Source organism: Streptomyces sp. NPDC029296 (assembly GCF_055569255.1).
The window spans coordinates 1-20582 of sequence record NZ_JBVHXT010000001.1; the positions used below are offsets into that span (position 1 = coordinate 1).

Consider the following 20582-nt stretch of genomic DNA (forward strand, 5'->3'; position numbering starts at 1 on the left):
TCCTCTCCCCCCCCCCCGCCCCCCCCCTCCCCCCCCCCCCCCCCCCCTCCCCCCCCCCCCCCCCCCCCCCCCCCCCCCCCCCGCGGCCGGCCCGGCAGGTGTCCGTGGCGCCTCGCCGGTCAGGCGCCGGTGTTCTCCATGCGCTCGCGCAGGCTCTTGGGGCGCATGTCGGTCCAGACCTCGTCGACGTAGGCGGAGCACTCGGCCTCGGTGCCCTCCTTGCCGACGGGCTGCCAGCCGGCGGGCACCTCGATGTCGACGGGCCACAGGGAGTACTGCTCCTCGTCGTTGCGCAGCACCTGGTAGCGGGTGTTCTCGTCCATGTCGTCTTCCTTCGTCGTGCGGTTCGGATGGGTGGTACGCGGTGGGTGGCGGGCCGTGGCCGGCGGGGAGCGGGAGCCGGGCCGGGCGGGCCGCCGGGGCGGGGCCGCGCGCGGGCGCAGGGTCGTCACCGGCCTCCCCTGGCGTGCCGGGCGAGGTGGCGCAGGGCGGTGGCGAACTCCTCGGCCACCCGGCGCACGGTCGTGGTGTCGTGGACGCCGGGCCGGTGGTGCCAGGTGAAGGCGAGCCGGCCGTTCTGGACGGCGCCGACCACCTCCACCGGGTGCGAGCCGGCATCGCGCGGGTCGTGGTCCTGCCCGAAGGAGCCGTGCTCGGTACGGACCAGGCCGCCGTCCGCGGTGTCGGGGCGGGCGTCCCACTGGCCGAGGTAGTTGAACACCACCTGGCTGTGCGCGCTGCCACCGAGGCGTTCGCGGACCTCCGGCGGGCCGAAGGTGCGCAGCGCGCCGAAGCCGATGCCGTTTCCGGGTACGGCGCGCAGCTGGCGGCGCACCGATTTCACCAGCGACCGCCAGTCCCGGTCCGGGCCGAGGTCGCCGGGGTCGGGCACCTGGAGGGCGACCGGGTGGACGGTGGTGAACCAGCCGACGGTGCGGGTCAGGTCGACGCCGTCGAGGAGGTCCTCGCGGCCGTGGCCCTCCAGGTCCAGGCGGACCCGGTCGTGTCCCCTCCAGCGGGCCAGGGCCAGGGCGAGGGCGGCGAGCAGCACGTCGTTCACCCGGGTGCGGTAGGCGGTGGGTGCCGAGCGCAGCAGGGCGGCGGTGTCCTCCTCGTCGAGTTCCACGTCCACCGTGCCGGCCGGTCCGGCACCGGCGTCCGGGGCCGGGGCCGGGGGCTCCTCGGTGTCCACCGCCTTTTCCCAGTAGGGCAGTTCGTGGTCGAGGCCGCCCTCGGCGACGTGTGCCGCGAGCCGCCGGGACCACTCCCGGAAGCTGGTGCCGCGCTCCCCCAGCGCGACCGGGCCGCCCTCGAGGGCCTGGCGGTAGGCGGTCTCCAGGTCGTCGCGCAGGATGCGCCAGGAGACGGCGTCCACGACCAGGTGGTGGGCGACGAGGAGGAGGAACGCGGGCCGGTCCGGCTCCCCGGTGAACAGGGCCGCGCGCAGTTGCGGGCCGCGGGCCAGGTCGAAGCTCGCGTGGAGTTCGTCGGCGGCCTTGGCCATGGCCGCGTCGGCGTCCTCGGCGGACAGTCCCGTCAGATCGTGCCGGGTCAGGACGGACCCGCCGGTGGCGGGCGGCGGGTTGAACTGCCGCCAGCCGCCGTCCTCGTGGGTGAACGTCATGCGCAGGGCGTCGTGGTGCTCCAGCAGCGCGTCGAGGGCGGCGCGCAGGGCCCGCGGGTCGGGGGTGCCGGCGAGTTCGAGCAGCGCCGACTGGTTGAAGTGGTGGTGGGCGGCGCGCGGTGTGGTGAGGAACCAGTGCTGGATGGGGGTGAGCGGCACGTCGCCGGTGACCGGGCCGGTGGCGGACGGCCGGGGCGCGGCGCGGACGACGGTGGCGAGATCGGCGACGGTCTGGTGGGTGAACAGGTCCCGGGTGGCCACGTGCAGGCCGTCGCGGCGCAGCCGGGAGACGACCTGCATGCTCAGGATGGAGTCGCCGCCGAGCGCGAAGAAGTTGTCGTCGGCGCCGACCTCCTCGATGCCCAGCACGTCGGCCCAGATCCGGGCGATCCGGCGTTCGGTGTCGGTGCGCGGCGCGGTCCGCGGTCCGTCCGCCGCCTGGGCCGGGCCGGGTGCGGGCAGGGCCCGGCGGTCGGTCTTGCCGTTCGGGGTGAGCGGCAGCCGGCCGAGCGGCACGAAGACGGACGGCACCATGTGCGGGGGCAGCAGTCCGGCCAGGTGCAGCCGCAGCTCGCCGACGGGCAGGGCGGCGGTGCCGGACGGTTCCGCGGGGACGACGTAGGCGACGAGCCGGGCCGGCGCGCCGGCCGGTTCCGTGCGGACGACGACGGCCGCGTCCCGTACCAGGGGGCTGCGGCGCAGCGCGCTCTCGATCTCGCCGGGTTCGATGCGGTAGCCGCGCAGTTTGACCTGGTCGTCGGCGCGTCCGGCGAACCGGAGCCGGCCGTCGGCGGTGCGGCGGACCAGGTCCCCGGTGCGGTACATCCGCTCCCCGGGCGCCCCGGAGGGGTCGGGCAGGAACCGCCGGGCGGTCAGTCCCGGGCGGCCCAGGTAGCCGCGGGCGAGGCCGGGCCCGGAGACGTACAGCTCGCCGGTGACGCCGGGCGGTACGGGCCGCAGGGCGGCGTCGAGCACCTGGACGCGGGTGACGCCGGCGGGGCGGCCGATGGACGGCGTGCCGGTGCCGGAGGTCAGCGGGCCGGTCCAGGTGGCGACCACGGTGGCCTCGGTGGGGCCGTAGGAGTTGATCATCCGGCGGCCGGGGGCCCAGGTGTCGACCAGGTCGGCCGGGCAGGCCTCGGCGCCCACGATGAGGGTGCGCAGCCGGGGCAGGGCGGCGGCGGTCCCCGGCGGCACGGTGGCCAGCGCGGCCGGCGGGATCAGGGTGTGGCTGATCTCCCGTTCGGCAAGCACCTCGGCGAGGCGTTCCCCGACCAGCGGTCCTTCCTCGCCGGTGACCAGCGCGGCCCCGCAGAGCAGGGAGACGCACAGCTCCAGCACGGAGGCGTCGAAGCTCGGGGAGGCGAACTGCAGGACCCGGTCGCCGGGGCCGGCCGCGTACTGCCCGGCGGCGGCCGCGGCGAAGGCGGCGAGGCCCCGGTGGGTGACCACGACGCCCTTCGGGGTGCCGGTGGAGCCGGAGGTGTAGATGACGTAGGCGGGGTGGGCGGGGGTGAGCGCGGCGGTGCGGTCGGCGTCCGTGGGCGCGGTGTCCGGTCCGTCGGCGTTCCACACCTCGGCCGGGTCGCCGAGGACCAGGCGGGCGCCCGCGTCGCGGAGCATGAACTCCCGCCGCCGCGGCGGGTAGTCGGGGTCCACGGGCAGGAAGGCGCCGCCGGCCTTGGCGACGGCGAGCTGGGCCACCACGAAGGACGCCGAGCGGGGCAGCGCCAGGGCCACCACGTGCTCCGGTCCGACCCCGTCGCGGATGAGCCGGTGGGCCAGCCGGTTGGCCGTCCGGTCGACTTCCGCGTAGGTCAGTTCCCGGTCGCCGTCGATCAGCGCCACGGCGTCCGGGGTACGGGCCGCCTGCCGTTCGAACAGGTCGGGCAGGGTGGATTCGGGCACCGGGCCGAAGGCGCCCCGGTCCTGGGCCGACAGGGCCCTCAGCTCGTCGTCGGAGGCGAGCGGCAGGGCGCCGAGCGGGCGGCCCGGGTCCTCGGCCACGGCGCGCAGCAGGGTGCCGAGCTGTGCGGCCATCCGGTCGGCGGTGGCCGCGTCGAACAGGTCGGTGTTGTAGGTGAGCAGGCCGTGCAGGGCGCCGGTGCCGGTCTCGGCGAACTCCAGGGTGAGGTCGAACGCGGCCTGTTCCGACTCCGGTTCGACGTCGGTGACCTCCAGGCCGGGCAGGTCGAGGCCGGCGGCCGGGGTGTTCTGCAGGACGACCATGACCTGGAAGAGGGGGCTGCGGCTGGTGTCCCGTTCGGGCTGGACGGCGTCCACGACCCGTTCGAAGGGCACGTCCTGGTGGGCGAAGGCGTCGAGGACGGTCTGCCGTACGTCGGTGAGGAACGCGGTGAACGGGCGGGCGGCCTCGGCCCGGGAGCGCAGCACCAGGGTGTTGACGAAGAACCCGACCAGGCCCTGGGTCTCGGGCCGGTCCCGTCCGGAGGTGACGGTGCCCACGGCGATGTCCTCGGCGCCCGACAGCCTCGCCAGGTAGGCCTGGGCGGCGGCGACGAGCGCGGTGAACAGGGTGGTGCCGTGGTCGCGGGCGAGCCGGGTGAGCCGCCGGACGGCCGGGGCGGGCAGCGTCAGCCGGGTGCTCGCGCCGGCGCTGGTGCGCACCGGCGGCCGGGGCCGGTCGGTGGGCAGCTCCAGCGGCGCGGTGCCGGCCAGCCGCTCCTTCCAGTAGGCGAGGTGCTCGTCGGCGGCGGTGGCCCCGGCGGTGCGCTGCCAGTGCGCGTAGTCGGCGTACTGCACCGGCAGCGGCGGCAACCCGGGTTCGGCGACGCCGGCTCCGGTGCGGTAGTGGTGGGCGAGGTCGCCGAGCAGGACGGCGGTGGACCAGCCGTCGGTGACGATGTGGTGCAGGGCGAGGGAGAGGACGTGGTCCTGCTCGGCGAGCCGGACCAGGCCGGCCCGCAGCAGCGGGCCCTCGCGCAGGTCGAAGGGGCGGGAGCGGTCCTCCGCGAGCAGCTTGCGCAGCGCCGTCTCCCTCGACCGCTCGGCGACTTCGGACAGGTCGCGGACGGGCAGCGGCACGTCCTGGGGCGGGTGCACGATCTGCACGCCGTGCCCGTCGACGCTGTCGAAGGTGGTGCGCAGGGACTCGTGCCGGGCCACCACGGCGGCGAGGGCCGCGCGGAGCGCTCCGGTGTCCAGGGGGCCGCGCAGCCGGAGGGCGAGCGCGGTGGTGTACTCGGCGCCGTCGGGCTCGAACTCCTGGAGGAACCACAGGCGTTGCTGGGCGAGGGACATCGGTGCCACGGCGTCGCGGGCGACCGGGACGAGCGCCGGGCGGCCGGTGCCGCTCCGGGCGCCGAGCAGGCGGGCCAGGGCGGCCGGGGTGGGGTGGGTGAACACCGCGCGCGGGGTGACGTCGGTGCCGAAGGCCTCGGCGAGCCGGGAGGCGAGCCGGATGCTGAGGATCGAGTCGCCGCCGAGCTGGAAGAAGTCGTCGTCTACGCCGGGCGGTTCGCTGCCCAGAACCTCCGCGAAGACGGCCGCCGTGCGCCGCTCGGCCTCGGTGCGGGGCTCGGTCCGGGTGCGGCCCGGCAGGGTTTCCGGCGCGGGCAGGGCGGCCCGGTCGACCTTGCCGTTGCGGCTGAGCGGGAGGGCGGCGAGCGGGACGACGACGGCGGGGACGAGGTAGTCGGGCAGGGTGCGGGCGGCGAAGGCCCGCAGGTCCTCGGCGTCCCGGGCGGCCTCGCCGACGACGTAGGCCACGAGCCGTTTGGCGCCCGGCCGGTCCTCGCGGGCCAGCACGGCGACGTCCGTCACGCCCGGGTGGGCGGCGAGCGCGGCCTCGACCTCGCCCGGTTCCACCCGGAAGCCGCGGATCTTGACCTGGTCGTCGGCCCGGCCGAGGAACTCCACGGTGCCGTCCGGGCGCCGCCGGGCCAGGTCGCCGGTGCGGTACATGCGGGCGCCGGGCGGGCCGAGCGGGTCGGCGAGGAAGCGGGCGGCGCTCTCGCCGGGGCGGCCGAGGTAGCCGCGGGCGACGCCCTCGCCGGCCAGGTACAGCTCGCCCGGGCTGCCCGGTGGTACGGGGCGCAGCCGGGCGTCCAGGATGTGCGCCCGCATGTCGTCCAGCGGCCGGCCGATGGGGACGGTGCCGGGCACGGCCGCCGGGTCGGTGAGGGCGAAGGAGGTCGCGAAGGTGGTGGTCTCGGTGGGGCCGTAGCCGTCCACGACGGTCAGCCCGGGGCAGGCGGCCAGCACCCGGCGCACGGCCGGGGCGGGCACGACGTCGCCGCCGGTCCACACCTGCCCGAGGCCCCGGAAGCAGTCGGGGGCGTCCTGGGCGAGCAGCCGGAACAGTCCGGCGGTCAGCCACAGCGCGGTCAGTGAGCCGCCGGCGGCGAGCCGGCGCAGCAGGGCCGCGTCCACGGTGTCGCCGGGTGCGACGACCACGCGGCCGCCGTTGAGGAGCGGCGCCCACACCTCGAAGGTGGCCGCGTCGAACGCCACCGGCGAGTGCAGCAGCACCCCCTCGCACACCCCGCCGGCGAACCGGCTGTCGGTGGCCAGCGCCGCCACGTCCCGGTGCCGTACCGCGACGGCCTTGGGCAGTCCGGTGGAGCCGGAGGTGAACATCACGTAGGCCAGCCGGTCGGGGTCGGGGACCGGCAGCGGCCGCGCCCCGGTGCCGGGCGCGGGCCGGCCGGGCGCCTTCGCGTCCGTGTCCGGCGCGGGCCGGCCGGGGCCGGTGTCCTGTGCTCCGCCTGCGCGGGTGCCTCCTGCCGCCTCCGCTCCGGCGGGGTGTGCCGGGGAGGCGGTGCCGGCGGCGGGCGGTGTCCGGTCCGCCGCGGTGCCGGGGCGGGCCGCGGTCACGTCGGCCGCCGTGAGGCGGGTGGTCGCGCCCGCCTGGGTGAGCAGGGTGCGGCGGCGTTCCTCGGGGGCGCGGGTGTCGACGGGGACGTAGGCGCCGCCGGCGAGGAGCACGGCGAGCTGGGCGACGACCAGTTCGGCGGAGCGGTCCAGCGGCAGGGCCACCCGGTCCTCGGGCGCCAGTCCGCCGGCCACCAGCCGTCCGGCCAACGCCTGTGCCCAGGCGTGCAGTTCGCGGTACGTCAGCTCCCGGTCGCCGTCCTGGACGGCGACCGCGTCCGGGGTGCGGCGGGCCTGCTCGGCGAACAGGTCCACGGGGCTGCGCGGGACGGCCGGGCGGGCGGTGGTGTTCCAGGCGGCCAGCAGTTCGCGGTCGGCCGGGGTGAGCGGGTCCAAACCGGCCAGGTCGGTGTCGAAACCGTCGGCGAGGGCGGTGAGCAGCGCGGCCAGCCGGCCGGCGGCGCGCTCGGCGGTGCCGGGGTCGAACAAGGCGGGGTCGTAGGCCAGGTCGAAGCCGAGCCGTTCGTCGAGGTGGGCGCGCAGGCACCAGGCGAAGGTGGTGGCGTCGTCGGCGCGCACCTCCTCGACCCGGACGCCGGTGCGGGCGGTCGCCGACTCGTCCACGGGGTAGTTCTCGAACACCACCATGCTGTCGAACAGCGGCTCCCCGGGCGGGACTTCGCCGACGGCCTGGATGCGGGGCAGGGCGAGGAAGTCGAAGCGGCGGGCGTCGCTCTGCCGTTCCTGGAGGTCGCGCAGCCAGGGCAGCACCGGCCCGGCGGGGATCCGTACCCGGGTCGGCACGGTGTTGACGAACATGCCGATCATGCCCTCGACGCCGGGCAGTTCGGCCGGGCGGCCGGAGACGGTGGTGCCGAACACCACGTCGTCCCGGCCGCCGGAGCGGGCCAGCAGCAGCGCCCAGGCGCCCTCCACCACGGTGTTGACGGTGAGTCCGGCGCGGGCGGCGCCCTCCCGCAGCCGCCGGGACACCCCGGCGTCCAGCTCGCGGTGGACGGCCGCGGCGGAGCGGGCGCGGTGGGCCTCGGCGGGCGTGCGGTCGTACGGCAGCGGGGTGCGGGCGGTGAACCCGGCGAGCGCGTCGGCCCAGTGCCGTTCGGCGGCCGTCTCGTCCTGCGCGCCGAGCCAGTGCAGGAAGTCCGCGAAGGGCCGCCGCACCGGGGGTGCCTCCTGGGGGCCGCCGGTGAGGGCCGCGTAGCGCGCGCAGACCTCGGTGAGCAGCTGCCCGGTGCTCCAGCCGTCGAGCACGATGTGGTGGGTGGACCACAGCAGCAGCACCTCGTCGCCGGGCAGGGCGGCCAGGGTGAGCCGGGTGAGCGGCGCGGTGGTGAGGTCCAGGCCGGCGGCGCGGTCCTCGGCGAGCAGCCGCTCGGTGTGCGCGGCGCGTTCGGCGGGCGTGAGGGTGCGCCAGTCGAGGTGGGTGACGGGCAGCCGGGCGTGCCGGTGGACGAGCTGGACGGGGTGGGGCAGGCCGTGCCAGTGGACGCTGGTGCGCAGCGCCGGGGTGCGGTCGGCGACCTGCTGCCAGGCGGTGGCGAAGGCGTGCGGGTCGGCCACCCCGGACAGCCGTACGGCCGTGCGGTCGAAGTAGGCGTGCTCGGTGTCGACGAGGCCGTGGAAGAGCATGCCGGACTGGAGCGGGGTGAGCGGCAGCACGTCCTCGATGTGCCGGCCGGTGCCGACGAGCCGGTCCAGCTGTTCCTGGCCGAGCCCGGCGAGGGGGAAGTCGGAGGGGGTACGGCCGCCGGCCCCGGGGTCCGCGCAGTGCGTCACGATCTCGCGCAGGGCGGCGAGGGTGTCCTCGGCGAGCCGGCGGACGGTGGCCTCGTCGTGGACGGCCGGCGGGTAGGTCCAGCCGAGTTCGAGGCGGCCGTGCTGGACCACGCCGGTGACGTCCAGCAGGTAGGGACGGGGTTCGTCGGGGTCGGTGTCGCGGCCGGCCGGGGGCAGCGCGCCGCGGAACAGGCCGTCGGTGCCGTCGGCGTCCCACTGGCCGTGGTAGTTGAAGCCGACCCTCGGTGCCGGGGCGCCGGCGAGGGGGCTGCCGGGCACCAGGTGGCGCAGGGCGCCGTGGCTCAGGCCGCGCAGCGGGACCGCGCGCAGTTGTTCCTTGACCGAGCGGAGGGTGTCGTGCCAGCCGGCGTCCGGGACGACGCGGAGCGCGAGCGGGTACTCGGCGGTGAACCAGCCGACGGTCCGCGACAGGTCCACGTCCTCGAACAGTTCCTCGCGGCCGTGGCCCTCCACGCCCAGCAGGACGGTGTCGCGTCCGCACCAGCGGGCCAGGGTGCGGCCGAGGGCGCTGAGCAGGACGTCGTTGACCTGGGTGCGGTAGGTCTCCGGGACCCGGCGCAGCAGGGCGTCGGTGGTGGCCCGGTCCAGGGTGACGGTGAGGGTGGCGGCGGTGCCGTGGGTGTTCGGCCCTGGGCGTCCGGCGGGCAGCTCGGCGGGGGCCGTGCCGGTGCGGGTCCAGTACGGCAGGTCGGCGTCCAGGGCGCCGGAGCGGGTGTGCCGCTCCAGGCGGGCGGCCCAGTGGCCGTAGGGGGTGCCGGTGGCGGGCAGGCCGGCGGGCCGGCCGGCCGCCGCCGCCCGGTGGGCGGCCTCCAGGTCCGCGAGCAGGATGCGCCAGGACACCCCGTCGATCACCAGGTGGTGCGCGGTGACGACGAGCTGGCCGGGCCGCTCGGGGCCCCGGTCGAGGAACAGGACGCGAATGACCCGCCCGGCCGTGGGATCGAGGCCGGCCTGCGCTTCCTCCGTCAGCCGCTGGGCCTCGCCCTCCAGCGCCGGGTCGTCCAGCGCGGCCACGTCGTGCCGGGTGAACACGCCGTCCGGGGCGTCGGGCAGCGCCTCCTGGCGCCAGCCGTCGGGGGTGTGGCGGAACCGGGTGCGCAGGGCGGCGTGCCGGCGGACGACCGCCTCGGTGGCCTGCTCCAGGGCCGGGGAGCGGGTGCCGGGGGCGAGTCGCAGGCGCTGCGTCATGGTGAACCGCAGCGGCCGTGCGGGGTCGCGGCCGTCCAGGTACCAGTGCTGGATCGGGGTGAGCGGTGCCTCGCCGGGCTCCTCGGTGGCGGCCTGCCGGGGCGCCGACTCCTTGGCGCGCAGGGCGAGTTCGGCGACGGTCTGGTGCCGGAAGACGTCCTTGGTGGTGAGGGCGAGTCCGGCCTGCCGGGCGCGGGAGACGATCTGGATGCTCAGGATGGAGTCTCCGCCGAGGGTGAAGAAGTTGTCGCGGGCGCCGACGCGTTCCACGCCGAGCACCTCGGCCCAGATCGCGGCCAGGCGTTCCTCGGTGCCGGGCCGGGGGGCGACGTAGGGGGTGGTGCTGTCGGGCTGCGCGGGCGGGGCGGGCAGGGCGCGCCGGTCGGTCTTGCCGCTGGTGGTGCGGGGGATGCGGGCGAGCGGGACGAACGCGGCGGGCACCATGTGGTCGGGCAGGGCGCCGCGCAGCGCGAGCCGCAGCGCGTCGGCGGACGGGACGCGGCCGGCGGCGGGCACGACGTAGCCGACGAGCATGAGCCGGCCGGCGTGTTCGCGGGCGGCCACCGCGGCGTCGGCGACGTCGGGGTGGTCCAGCAGGGCGGCCTCCACCTCGCCGGGCTCGATGCGGAACCCGCGGATCTTGACCTGTTCGTCCACCCGGCCCAGGAACTCCAGCAGTCCGTCCCGGTCCCAGCGGGCCCGGTCCCCGGTGCGGTACATCCGCTCCCCCGGCGCGCCGAACGGGTCGGCGAGGAAGCGGGCGGCGGTGAGGCCGGGACGGTTCAGATAGCCGCGGGCGACCTGGGCCCCGGCCAGGTACAGCTCGCCGGGCACGCCGGGCGGCACCGGCCTGAGGGCGCCGTCGAGGACGTAGGCGCGCAGGCCCCCGCCGGGGCGGCCGATGGCGGGGCGGTCGGGCCGGTCGGCGGCGCGGCCGTAGACGGCGTCGACGGTGCACTCGGTGGGCCCGTACATGTTGTACACGGCGACGCCCAGTTCCCGTTCGGCGCGCACGAGTTCGCGCCAGCCGGCCGGGGTGACGGCCTCGCCGCCGACGAGCAGCAGGCGCGGGTGGTGGCGGCCGGGGGCGAGCAGTCCGGCGGCGGTCAGTTCGCGCAGGAACGTCGGGGTGACGTTGACCAGGTCCAGGCGGTGTGCGGCGACCTGGTCGCAGAACGCCTGGGGGTCCAGGCGCACGTCCTCGTCCATGAGGTGCACCTCGTGGCCGAGGGCGAGCAGCAGCGGCCCCTCCCAGGAGGTGTCGAAGGAGAAGGAGGCGCTGAGCGCGGCGCGCAGCCGGTGCCCGCCCGCGGTGTGCGGGGCGAGCAGGCCCTCGCGGTGGTCGTGGCAGAGGTTGACCAGCTGCCGGTGTTCTACGGCGACGCCCTTGGGCCGGCCGGTGGAGCCGGAGGTGTAGACGAGGTAGGCGGTGTGCCCGGGCAGCAGGGGCCGGATCCGGTCGGTGTCGGCCGGGTCGTGGTCGGGCAGCCGGTCCCAGGGCACCTCGTCGAGGCCGGTCAGCAGGGTGTGCGGGCGGGCGTCGGCGAGGAGGAAGTCCTGCCTTGGCCCGGGGAGTCCGGGGTCGACGCAGAGCAGGGTGGCGCCCGCCTTGAGGACGGCGAGCAGGGCGACCATCAGGTCGGCGGTGCGCGGCAGCCGTACGGCGACCACGTCCTCGGGGCCGGCGCCGCGGGCGATGAGGTGGTGGGCGAGCCGGTTGGCGCGGGCGTTGAGCGCGGCGAAGTCCAGGGTGGTGTCGCGGGCGGCCAGGGCGGTGTGGTGGGGGGTGCGGGCGGCCTGGGCCTGGAAGAGGGCGGGGAAGGTGGTGTTCGGCGCGGGCAGCGGGGCGCCCCGGCCGTGGCGGAGCACCTCGCGCCGTTCGTCGCCGGTCATCAGCGGCAGCCGGCCCACCGCCTGCCCGGGGTCCTCGGCGGCGGCCTCCAGCAGGACGCGCAGCCGGGCGGCGAGGCGTTCGGCGGTGTCGGTGTCGAACAGGCCGGTGTTGTACTCCAGGTGGCCGGTGAGGCCGCCGTCGGTCTCCACGAAGTCGAAGGCGAGGTCGAAGGCGGCGGTGCGGACGGGCGGGGTGACCGGCCGCACCGTCAGGCCGGGCAGCCGGGGCGGCTCGGCGCCGAGGTTGTGCAGGGCGACCATGACCTGGAACAGGGGGGTGCGGCTGGTGTCCCGTTCGGGCTGGACGGCGTCCACGACGCGTTCGAAGGGCACCTCCTGGTGGGCGAACGCCTCCAGGACGGTGGTGCGCACCTCGGCCAGCAGCTCGCGGAAAGGAAGTGCGGGACGGACCCGGGCGCGCAGCACCAGTGTGTTGACGAACATGCCGACCACGTCGTGCAGTTCGGGCCGCTCGCGGCCGGCGGTGACGGTGCCGACGGTGACGTCCTCCTGGCCCGCCCAGCGGGCGAGCAGGACCTGGCAGGCGGCCACCAGGGTCATGTAGAGGGTGGCGTCGGCCTCCCGGCCGCGTTCGCGCAGCCGCTCGGTGAGCGCGGCGGGCAGGGTGAAGGTCAGCAGGGCGCCGGTCCGGGTGCGGACGGCGGGGCGGGGCCGGTCGGTGGGCGGCTCCAGCGGGGTCACGCCGGCCAGGGCCTCGCGCCAGTAGGCGAGGTCGGACTCGGCGCGTCCGGCGCGGGTGCGCTGCCAGGCGGCGTAGTCGGTGTAGCGGACGGGCAGGACGGGCAGGGCGGGGCGGCGCCTCTCCAGGGCCGCCGTGTAGAGCTCGCCCAGGTCCCGGGCCAGCACGCCGCCGGACCAGCCGTCGGTGACGATGTGGTGGACGGCGAGGACGAGGACGTGCTCGTCGTCGGCGAGCCGGGCCAGGCGGGCGCGCAGCAGCGGCCCGCCGGACAGGTCGAAGGGGGTGGCGCCCTCGCGCTCCAGCAGGGCGTCCAGGGCGCCGTCGTCCGCGAGGTCGTCCACCGGGAGGTCGACCGGCCGGGGCGGGTGCACGAACTGCCGTGCCCGGCCGTCGTGTTCGGCGAAGGTGGTGCGCAGCGCCTCGTGCCGGGCGACCAGGCCGTCCAGCGCGGTGCGCAGCGCGGTGGTGTCGAGCGGGCCGCGCAGCCGCAGCGCGGACAGGGTGGTGTGGTCGGTGCCGCCCGGCTCGAACCGGTCGAGGAACCACAGGCGTTGCTGGGCGTACGACAGGGGGGCGGGGGCGTCCGGGTCGGCGGCCGGGATGGTGCCGGCGGTGCCGGTGGCGTCGGCGGCGCGGGGTTCGCCCAGCGCGGTGGCCAGCGCGGACAGCGTGGAGTGGGTGAACAGCAGCCGGGGCGAGACGTCGGTGCCGAAGGCGGCGCGCAGCCGGGAGGTGACGCGGACGGCGAGGATGGAGTCGCCGCCGAGGGCGAAGAAGTCGTCGTCGGCGCCGACCTCGTCGGTGTCCAGGACATCCGTCCAGGCGGCGGCGACCAGCCGCTCGGCCCGGGTGCGCGGCGGGGTGCGGGTGGCGTCGGCGGCGAAGCCGTCGGGGCCGGGCGCGGGCAGGGCGCGCCGGTCGAGCTTGCCGTTGACGGTGAGCGGCAGCGCGGCCATCGGCACATAGGCGGCCGGCACCATGTGCGCGGGCAGCAGCCCCTCCAGGTGGGCGCGGAGTTCGGCGGCGGACGGGGGCGGCACGGGGCGGTCGCCGGTGCCGGTGCCGACGACGTGGGCGACCAGCCGGCGGGTGCCGGCGGCGTCCTCGTACACGCCGACGGCGGCCGCGCCGACGCCCGGGTGGCGGTGCAGGGCGGCCTCGATCTCGCCGGGCTCGATGCGGTAGCCGCGGATCTTCACCTGCTGGTCGGCGCGGCCCAGGTACTCCAGGGTGCCGTCGGCCCGCCGGCGGGCCAGGTCGCCGGTGCGGTACATGCGGCTGCCGGGGCGTCCGAACGGGTCGGCGGGGAAGCGGGCCGCGGTGAGTCCGGGGCGGTTCAGATAGCCGCGTGCCAGGCCCTCGCCGGCGACGAACAGCTCGCCCACGGCGCCGGGCGGCAGCGGCTGGAGGCGGTCGTCGAGGACGTAGAGCCGGAGGTCGGGGATGCCGGTGCCGATGGGGCTCGCGGTGCCGGCGCGGGCCGCGGCGGCGTCCAGCGGGGCGTAGGTGACGTGCACGGTGGTCTCGGTGATGCCGTACATGTTCACCAGGCGGGGCGCGGTGTCCGCGTGGTGGGCGTACCAGTCGGCGAGCCGGGCGACGTCCAGCGCCTCGCCGCCGAACACCACCGTGCGCAGCGCCAGCCGCGCGCTGACCTCGGGCAGTTCGGCGTCGGCGCGGATCAGCGGGTAGAAGGCGGAGGGGGTCTGGTTGAGGACGGTGACCCGTTCGTCGGCGAGCAGGCGCAGGAAGTCCTCCGGGGAACGGGCGGTGTCCTCGGGGACGATCACCAGCCGGCCGCCGTGCAGCAGCGGGCCCCACAGCTCCCACACCGAGAAGTCGAAGGCGTAGGAGTGGAACAGCGTCCACACGTCGTCGGGGCCGAAGCCGAACCAGGGCCGGGTGCGGGCGAACAGGCGGACGACGTTGGCGTGCGGGACGACGACGCCCTTGGGCAGGCCGGTGGAGCCGGAGGTGTAGATGGCGTAGGCGGGGCTCTCGGGCAGCGCCCGGCGGTGCGGGCCGGCGGCCGGGCGGCGGGCCAGGTCGGCGCGCACGTCCGGGTCGTCCAGCAGCAGCCGGGGCACACCGGTCGCGGCCGTGGTCTGCCGGGTGGTCACCAGCGTCACCGGCCGGGCGTCGTCCAGCAGGTGCCGGACGCGGTCGGCGGGCAGGGCGGGGTCGACGGGCAGATAGGCGGCGCCGGTCTTGAGGACGGCGAGGACGGCCACGACGAGGTCGGTGGAGCGGGGCAGGGCGAGGGCGACGAACGTCTCGGGTCCGGCGCCGAGTTCGGCGAGCCGGTGCGCGAGCCGTCCGGAGCGCGCGTCCAGGGTGGCGTAGTCGAGCCGTTCGCCGCCGCAGGTGACGGCCTCGGCGCCCGGGGTGCGGGCGGCCTGGGCGGCGAACAGGGCGTCCAGGGTGGCGGCGGGCCGGCCCTCCTCGGTGCCGTTCCAGTCCGTCAGCATCCGGCGCCGCTCCTCGGCGGTCGTCCAGGCGAGGGCGTGCGGCGGCCGGTGCGGGTCGTCGGCCAGCCCGGTGAGCAGCAGGCACAGCCGGTCGGCGAGGGAGTGCACGGTCGGGGCGTCGAACAGCTCGGGGTCGTAGGCGAGGTCGAAGCCGAACCGCTCGCCCTGGTAGGCGCGCAGCACCAGCGGGTAGTTGGTCGCGTCGCGGGAGGAGACGTCGGCCAGCCGGATGCCGGTGGTGGCCGAACGCGCCTCGTCGAAGGGGTAGTTCTCGAAGGCGACCATGCTGTCGAACAGCGGGCTGCCGGCGGGTACGTCGCTCAGCGCGGTCAGTTCGGCGAGGGACACGTCGGCGAACCGCCGGGCCTCGGCCTGCTCCTCCTGGAGCCGCCGGAGCCAGTCGGCGGCCGTGCGGTCGCCGTCCACGCGGACGCGGGTGGGCAGGGTGTTGATGAACATGCCCACCATCGACTCGGCGCCGGGCAGGTCGTCGGGGCGCCCGGAGACGGTGGTGCCGAACAGCACGTCCGGCTCGCCGGCGTAGCGGGACAGCAGCAGCGCCCAGGCGCCCTGCACCACGGTGCCGAGGGTGAGTCCGGCCGTCCGGGCGGTGCGGGCCAGCCGCGCGGAGACCTCGGGGGACAGCCCGGCCGTGTGCACGCCGGCCGAGCGGGTCTCGTGGCCCGGGCGGCGGACGCGGTCGGCGGGCAGCGGGGTGGGCGTGGCGAACCCGGCGAGGACGGCCCGCCAGTGCTCCCGCGCGGCCGAGGAGTCCCGGTCGGCCAGCCAGCGCACGTAGTCGCCGAAGGGGCGGCGCGCCGGGGGCCGGGGCGGGGTGCCGGTGGTGAGCGCGGCGTACTCCTCGAAGACGTCGGTGAGCACCTGGGCGAGGCTCCAGCCGTCCAGGATCAGGTGGTGGGAGGTCCACAGCAGGTGCAGCCGGGCGTCGGGCAGCCGGACGAAGGTGAGCCGCATCAGCGGTGCCGTGCCGAGGTCCAGGCCGCGCGCGAGGTCGTCGGCGCGCAGCCGCTCCAGCCGGGCGGCCCGCTCCTGCGCGTCCAGCTCCCGCCAGTCCGCCTGCTCCACGGGCACGGTGACGTGCCGGTGGACGACCTGGAGCGGCACCGGCACGCCCTCCCACACGACGCGGGTGCGCAGGGCCGGGGTGCGGTCGGTCACCCGCTGCCAGGCCAGGGCGAGGGCGTCGGGGTCGGTGACGCCGTCCAGCAGGAGGGCGGCCTGGTCCACGTACACGTCGTCCGGTCCGCCGACCAGCCGGTGGAAGAGCATGCCCTCCTGGAGCGGGGTGAGCGGCAGCAGGTCCTCCACGTCCCGGCCGTCGCCGGCCAGGCGGTCCACTCCCGCCTGGTCCAGGCGGGCCAGCGGGAAGTCGGAGGGGGTACGGCCGCCCGCGCCGGGTGCGGCGCAGTGCTCGGCGATGGCGGCGAGCGCGGTCACCATGCCGTCGGCCAGCCGCCGTACGGTGCCGGCGTGGTGCACCTGGTCGCTGTAGTGCCAGGTGATCTCCAGTTCGCCGTCGGCGACGAGGGCGGACACGTCCAGGAGGTGGTCCAGGGGCGCGCCGGGGTCCATGTCGGTGCCGGGCACGTCGGCGACGGGCGTGAAGTCCCCTCCGGCGGGCGCCTCCCACTGGCCGTGGTAGGTGAAGCACACCTGGGGCAGCGGGAGTCCGCCGAGCGCCCGCGCGTCGGACAGGGGCGAGCCGAGGTGGCCGAGAGCCTGGTAGCCGAGGCCCCGGCGGGGCACGGCCCGCAGGCGTTCCTTGACGTCCTTGAGGGTGGTCCCCCAGTCGTCCGGGCCGGCCGGGGCGAGGGTGACGGGGTACTGGGTGGTGAACCAGCCGACCGTACGGGACAGGTCGGCGCCCTCGGCCAGGTCCTCCTCGCGGCCGTGGCCCTCCAGGGCGACGGTCACCCGGTCGGCGCCCGTCCAGTCGGCCAGCACCCGGCCCAGCGCGCTCAGCAGCACGTCGTTGACCTGGGTGCGGTAGACGCCCGGCACCTTGCGCAGCAGGGCCTCGGTGGTGGCCCGGTCCACCCGGGTGCGGACCGTGCGCACGGATCCGGCGAGCGGGGTGCCGGGCAGGTCGACGGGGAGCGGGGTGCGCGGCTCGGCGGTCTCGCGCGTCCAGTAGGGCAGGTCGTCGTCCAGGCCGCCGGCCCGAACCCGTTCGGCGAGGTCGCGCGCCCAGGCGGTGAACGGGGTGTGCTCGGGCTCCAGTCGCGGTTCCTTGCCTATCGCGGCCTGCCGGTAGGCCGTCTCCAGGTCGGCGAGCAGGATCCGCCAGGAGACGCTGTCGACGGCCAGGTGGTGTGCCGCGAGGAAGAGTCGCGGGCGGTCCGCGCCGGTGAGCAGGGCGGCGCGCAGCAGGGTGCCGGTGGCCGGGTCCAGGGCGGCGCGGGCGGCCCGGGCCGCCTCGGCGGGCGGGGTGCCGGGGGCGCAGCGGGTCAGCGGTCCGCCGGCCGGGCCGGTGCCGGGGTGCTGCCGCCAGGTGTCCCCGGTGCGGGTGAAGCGGGTGCGCAGGGCGGGGTGGCGGGCCACCACGGCGTCCAGCGCCCGTTCCAGTGCCTCCGCGTCGAGGTCGTGGGGCAGGTCGAGCAGCATCGACATGGCGAAGTGGCGCAGCGGCCCGTGGGTGGCGAAGAACCACTCCTGGACGGGGGTGAGCGGGGCGGGCCCGTCCTCGTGCGGGCGCCGGGGCGCGGGCACGGCGGCGGTGCGGCGGGTCGCGGCGGCGGCCAGGCCGGCGACCGTCTGGTGCCGGAAGACGTCCTGGGAGCCGATGCCGAGGCCGGCGGCGCGGGCCCGGGAGACGGCCTGGATGCCGAGGATGGAGTCGCCGCCCAGCTCGAAGAAGTTGTCGGTGACGCCCACCCGGTCCACCCCGAGCACCTCGGCCCAGATGCCGGCGAGGGTCTCCTCCTCCGGGGTGCGGGGCGCGGTGAACTCCCGTTCCTCCGCCGGGTTCTCGGGGGCGGGGAGGGCGCGGCGGTCGAGTTTGCCGCTGGTGGTCAGGGGCAGCGAGTCCAGCGGGGTGAAGGAGGAGGGCACCAGCGCCTCGGGCAGCACCCGCAGCAGGGCAGCCCGCAGGTCGGCGGGGGCGGGCCGGGGCGCGCCGGGCGCCGGGACGACGTAGGCGGCCAGACGGGTGTGGCCGTGCGGGTCGCGCACGGCGACGACCGCGGCGCCGGCGACGCCGTCCAGCGCGAGCAGGGCGGCTTCGATCTCGCCGGGCTCGATGCGGTGGCCGCGCACCTTGACCTGGTCGTCGGCGCGGCCGAGGTAGTCGAGGCGGCCGTCGGCGGTCCAGCGGGCCAGGTCGCCGGTGCGGTACATCCGCTCCCCCGGCGCCCCGAACGGGTCGGCGAGGAAGCGGGCCGCGGTCAGGCCCGGCCGGCCGGTGTAGCCCCGGGCGAGCTGCGGGCCCGCGAGGTACAGCTCGCCGCCGACGCCGGGTGGCACCGGCCGGAGCCGGGCGTCCAGCACATAGGCCCGCAGTCCGGGCAGGGGGCGGCCCACCAGCGGGCGGTCGCGGTCGTCGATCCGGCAGGACAGCGCGTCGACCGTGCACTCGGTGGGGCCGTAGAAGTTGTGCGCGGTCACGTCCGGGTGGGCGGCCAGCTCCCGCCACAGCGCGGGCCCGACCGGCTCGCCGCCGAGCATGAGGACGCGGGGGCGGTGCCGGGGGTCGGTGAGCAGTCCGGCGGGCAGCAGCTGCCGCAGGTAGGAGGGGGTGACGTCGAGGAAGTCGATCCGGTGCTCGACCACGTACTCCACCAGCGCGGCCGGGTCCATCCGGGTGACCTCGTCGACCAGGTGCAGCGGGTGGCCGTCGGCCAGCAGCAGCACGCCTTCGAGGGAGGTGTCGAAGGAGAAGGACGCGGTGAGCGCGACCCGCAGCGGGCCGCCGCCCGCCTCGGCGACGAAGCCGGACCGGTGCGCGGCGAGCAGGTGGGCCGCCGCGCGGTGCGGCACGGCGACGCCCTTGGGGCGGCCGGTGGAGCCGGAGGTGTGGATGACGTAGGCGGTGTGCTCCGCGTCCAGCGGGGCGCGCCGGTCGGCGTCGGTGGGGTCGGTGTCGGGGGCGGTCGCGGGTACGGCACCGAGGGCGGCCTCGTCCAGGACCAGGGCCGGGCGGGCGTCGTCCAGCAGGTACCGGACGCGCTCCTCGGGCAGCGCCGGGTCCAGCGGCAGATAGCCGGCGCCCGCCTTCCACACGGCGAGGATCGCGGTGATCATGTCGGCGGTGCGCGGCAGCCGCAGCGCCACCAGCCGTTCGGGGCCGGCGCCGAGCGCGATGAGGTGGTGGGCGAGCCGGTTGGCGCGGGCGTTGAGGGTGGCGTAGTCCAGCCGTTCGCCGCCCGCGACGAGCGCGAGGGCGCCCGGGGTACGGGCCGCGCGGCGCTGGAAGATCTCCGGGTGGGTGGCGTCGGGCACGGGCTGGAGCGGGCCGGCGCTCCAGTCGCGCAGGACGTGCCGTGTCTCGTCCTGCGAGAGCAGCGGCAGGCTGTCCAGCGGGCGGTCCGGCGCCTCGGCCGCGCCCTGGAGCAGGCGCAGCAGCTGTCCGGCCAGCCGCTCGGCGGTGCCGGCGTCGAACAGGTCGGTGCGGTACTCCAGCAGCCCGGTCAGGCCCGCGCCGTCCGGCACGAACTCGATGCTCAGGTCGAAGGTGGCCGCCCGCCGGGGCACGGTGACCGGGGTGGCGGCGAGCCCGCGCGGGGCGGTGGCGGCGGGCGGGGCGGGGTGCAGCAGCACCATCACGTCGAACAGCGGGTTGCGGCCCGCCTCGCGGGGCGCGCCCACCGCCTCCACGATCCGCTCGAACGGCGTGTCGCCGTGGGCGAAGGCCTCGCTCACCGTGTCGGCGGCCTTCGCCAGCAGGTCGCGGAAGGACGCGGAGACGTCCACCGGGGTGCGCAGCACGACGGTGTTCACGAAGAACCCGACGGTCCGTTCGAGGTCAGTGCGGGGCCGGCCGGGGGTGAGGGAGCCCACGGCGATGTCGTCCTGCCCGGACCAGCGGGCCAGCAGCGCCTGGACGGCGGCGACCAGGGCGGTGTGCAGGGTGCTGTGCCGCTCGGCCGCGAGGTCGCGCAGGCGGGCGGTCAGGGGGGCCGGGACGGTGAAGATGTGGACGGCGCCCTCGCCCGCCTCCTCGCCGCGCCGGGGCCGGTCCAGGGGCAGTTCGGGCGCCACCGTCCCGGCCAGCCCGGCCTTCCAGTGGGCGAGTTCGCGGTCGAGGCGGGGGCCGGAGAGCTGGGCGCGCTGCCACACCGCGAAGTCCGGGTACTGCGTCGGCACCGGGGGCAGCCCGGGGGCGGTGCCGCGCGCCAGGGCGTCGTAGGCGGCGCACAGTTCGTCCAGGACCACGCCCATCGACCAGCCGTCGGTGACGATGTGGTGGGCCGTCAGCAGCAGTACGTGCGCGGTCGGCGACTCGCGCAGCAGCAGGGCGCGCAGCAGCGGGCCGTGGCGCAGGTCGAAGGGGCGGGAGTACTCGGCCAACAGGTCCGCGTCCAGGTCGCTCGTGTCCCGGACCGGCAGCGTGACCGGGCCCGCCGGGTGGACGCGCTGCGCCGGACGGCCGTCGGTCTCCTCGAAGGTGGTGCGCAGGGCGTCGTGCCGGGCCACGACGGCGGCGAGGGCCGCGCGCAGCGCCTCGTGGTCCAGCGCGCCGGTGAAGCGGACCGCGACCGCGCTGTTGTAGCGGGCGTCGCCGGGCCGCAGCCGGTCCAGGAACCACAGGCGCTGCTGCGCGAACGACAGCGGCAGCGGCCGGTCGCGGTCGGCGCGCGGGATGCCCGGCCGGGCGGCCGGTGCGGTGCCGCCGGCGGCCCGGCCGGCGAGGCGGCGCCGCAGCGCCTCCCGCATCTCCTCGGGCAGCGCCTCGGCACGGTTCTGCCGGGCGGCACCGGAGGCGGCGGCGGACGGCGAGGAGCCGGCGGGCCGGGCCGGGCGGGCGGCGCCGGAGGAGCCGGTGGGGCCGGTGGAGCCGGAGGAGCCGGAGGGGGAAGGGGTCGAAGACGTCATGGTCGTC

2 protein-coding genes are annotated in these 20582 nt (G+C 77.0%); both read right to left on the reverse strand.

Annotation, left to right across the window (positions count from 1 at the left end; translation table 11 throughout):
* Positions 1 to 119: 119 nt before the first annotated feature.
* Positions 120 to 323: an MbtH family protein gene (locus ACZ4W9_RS00005; protein WP_318199944.1), complete on the reverse strand. Its 204-nt coding sequence runs from the start codon at positions 321 to 323 to the stop codon at positions 120 to 122.
* A 125-nt stretch (positions 324 to 448) separates the two neighbouring features.
* Complete coding sequence (locus ACZ4W9_RS00010; protein ID WP_467932066.1) at positions 449 to 20575, reverse strand: non-ribosomal peptide synthase/polyketide synthase; 20127 nt, start codon at positions 20573 to 20575, stop codon at positions 449 to 451.
* Positions 20576 to 20582 lie beyond the last annotated feature (7 nt).

Excerpts from the sequence above, each read along its gene's own strand:
- ACZ4W9_RS00005 (WP_318199944.1), bottom strand. The coding sequence starts at position 323 with ATGGACGAGAACACCCGCTACCAGGTGCTGCGCAACGACGAGGAGCAG.
- ACZ4W9_RS00010 (WP_467932066.1), bottom strand. The coding sequence starts at position 20,575 with ATGACGTCTTCGACCCCTTCCCCCTCCGGCTCCTCCGGCTCCACCGGC.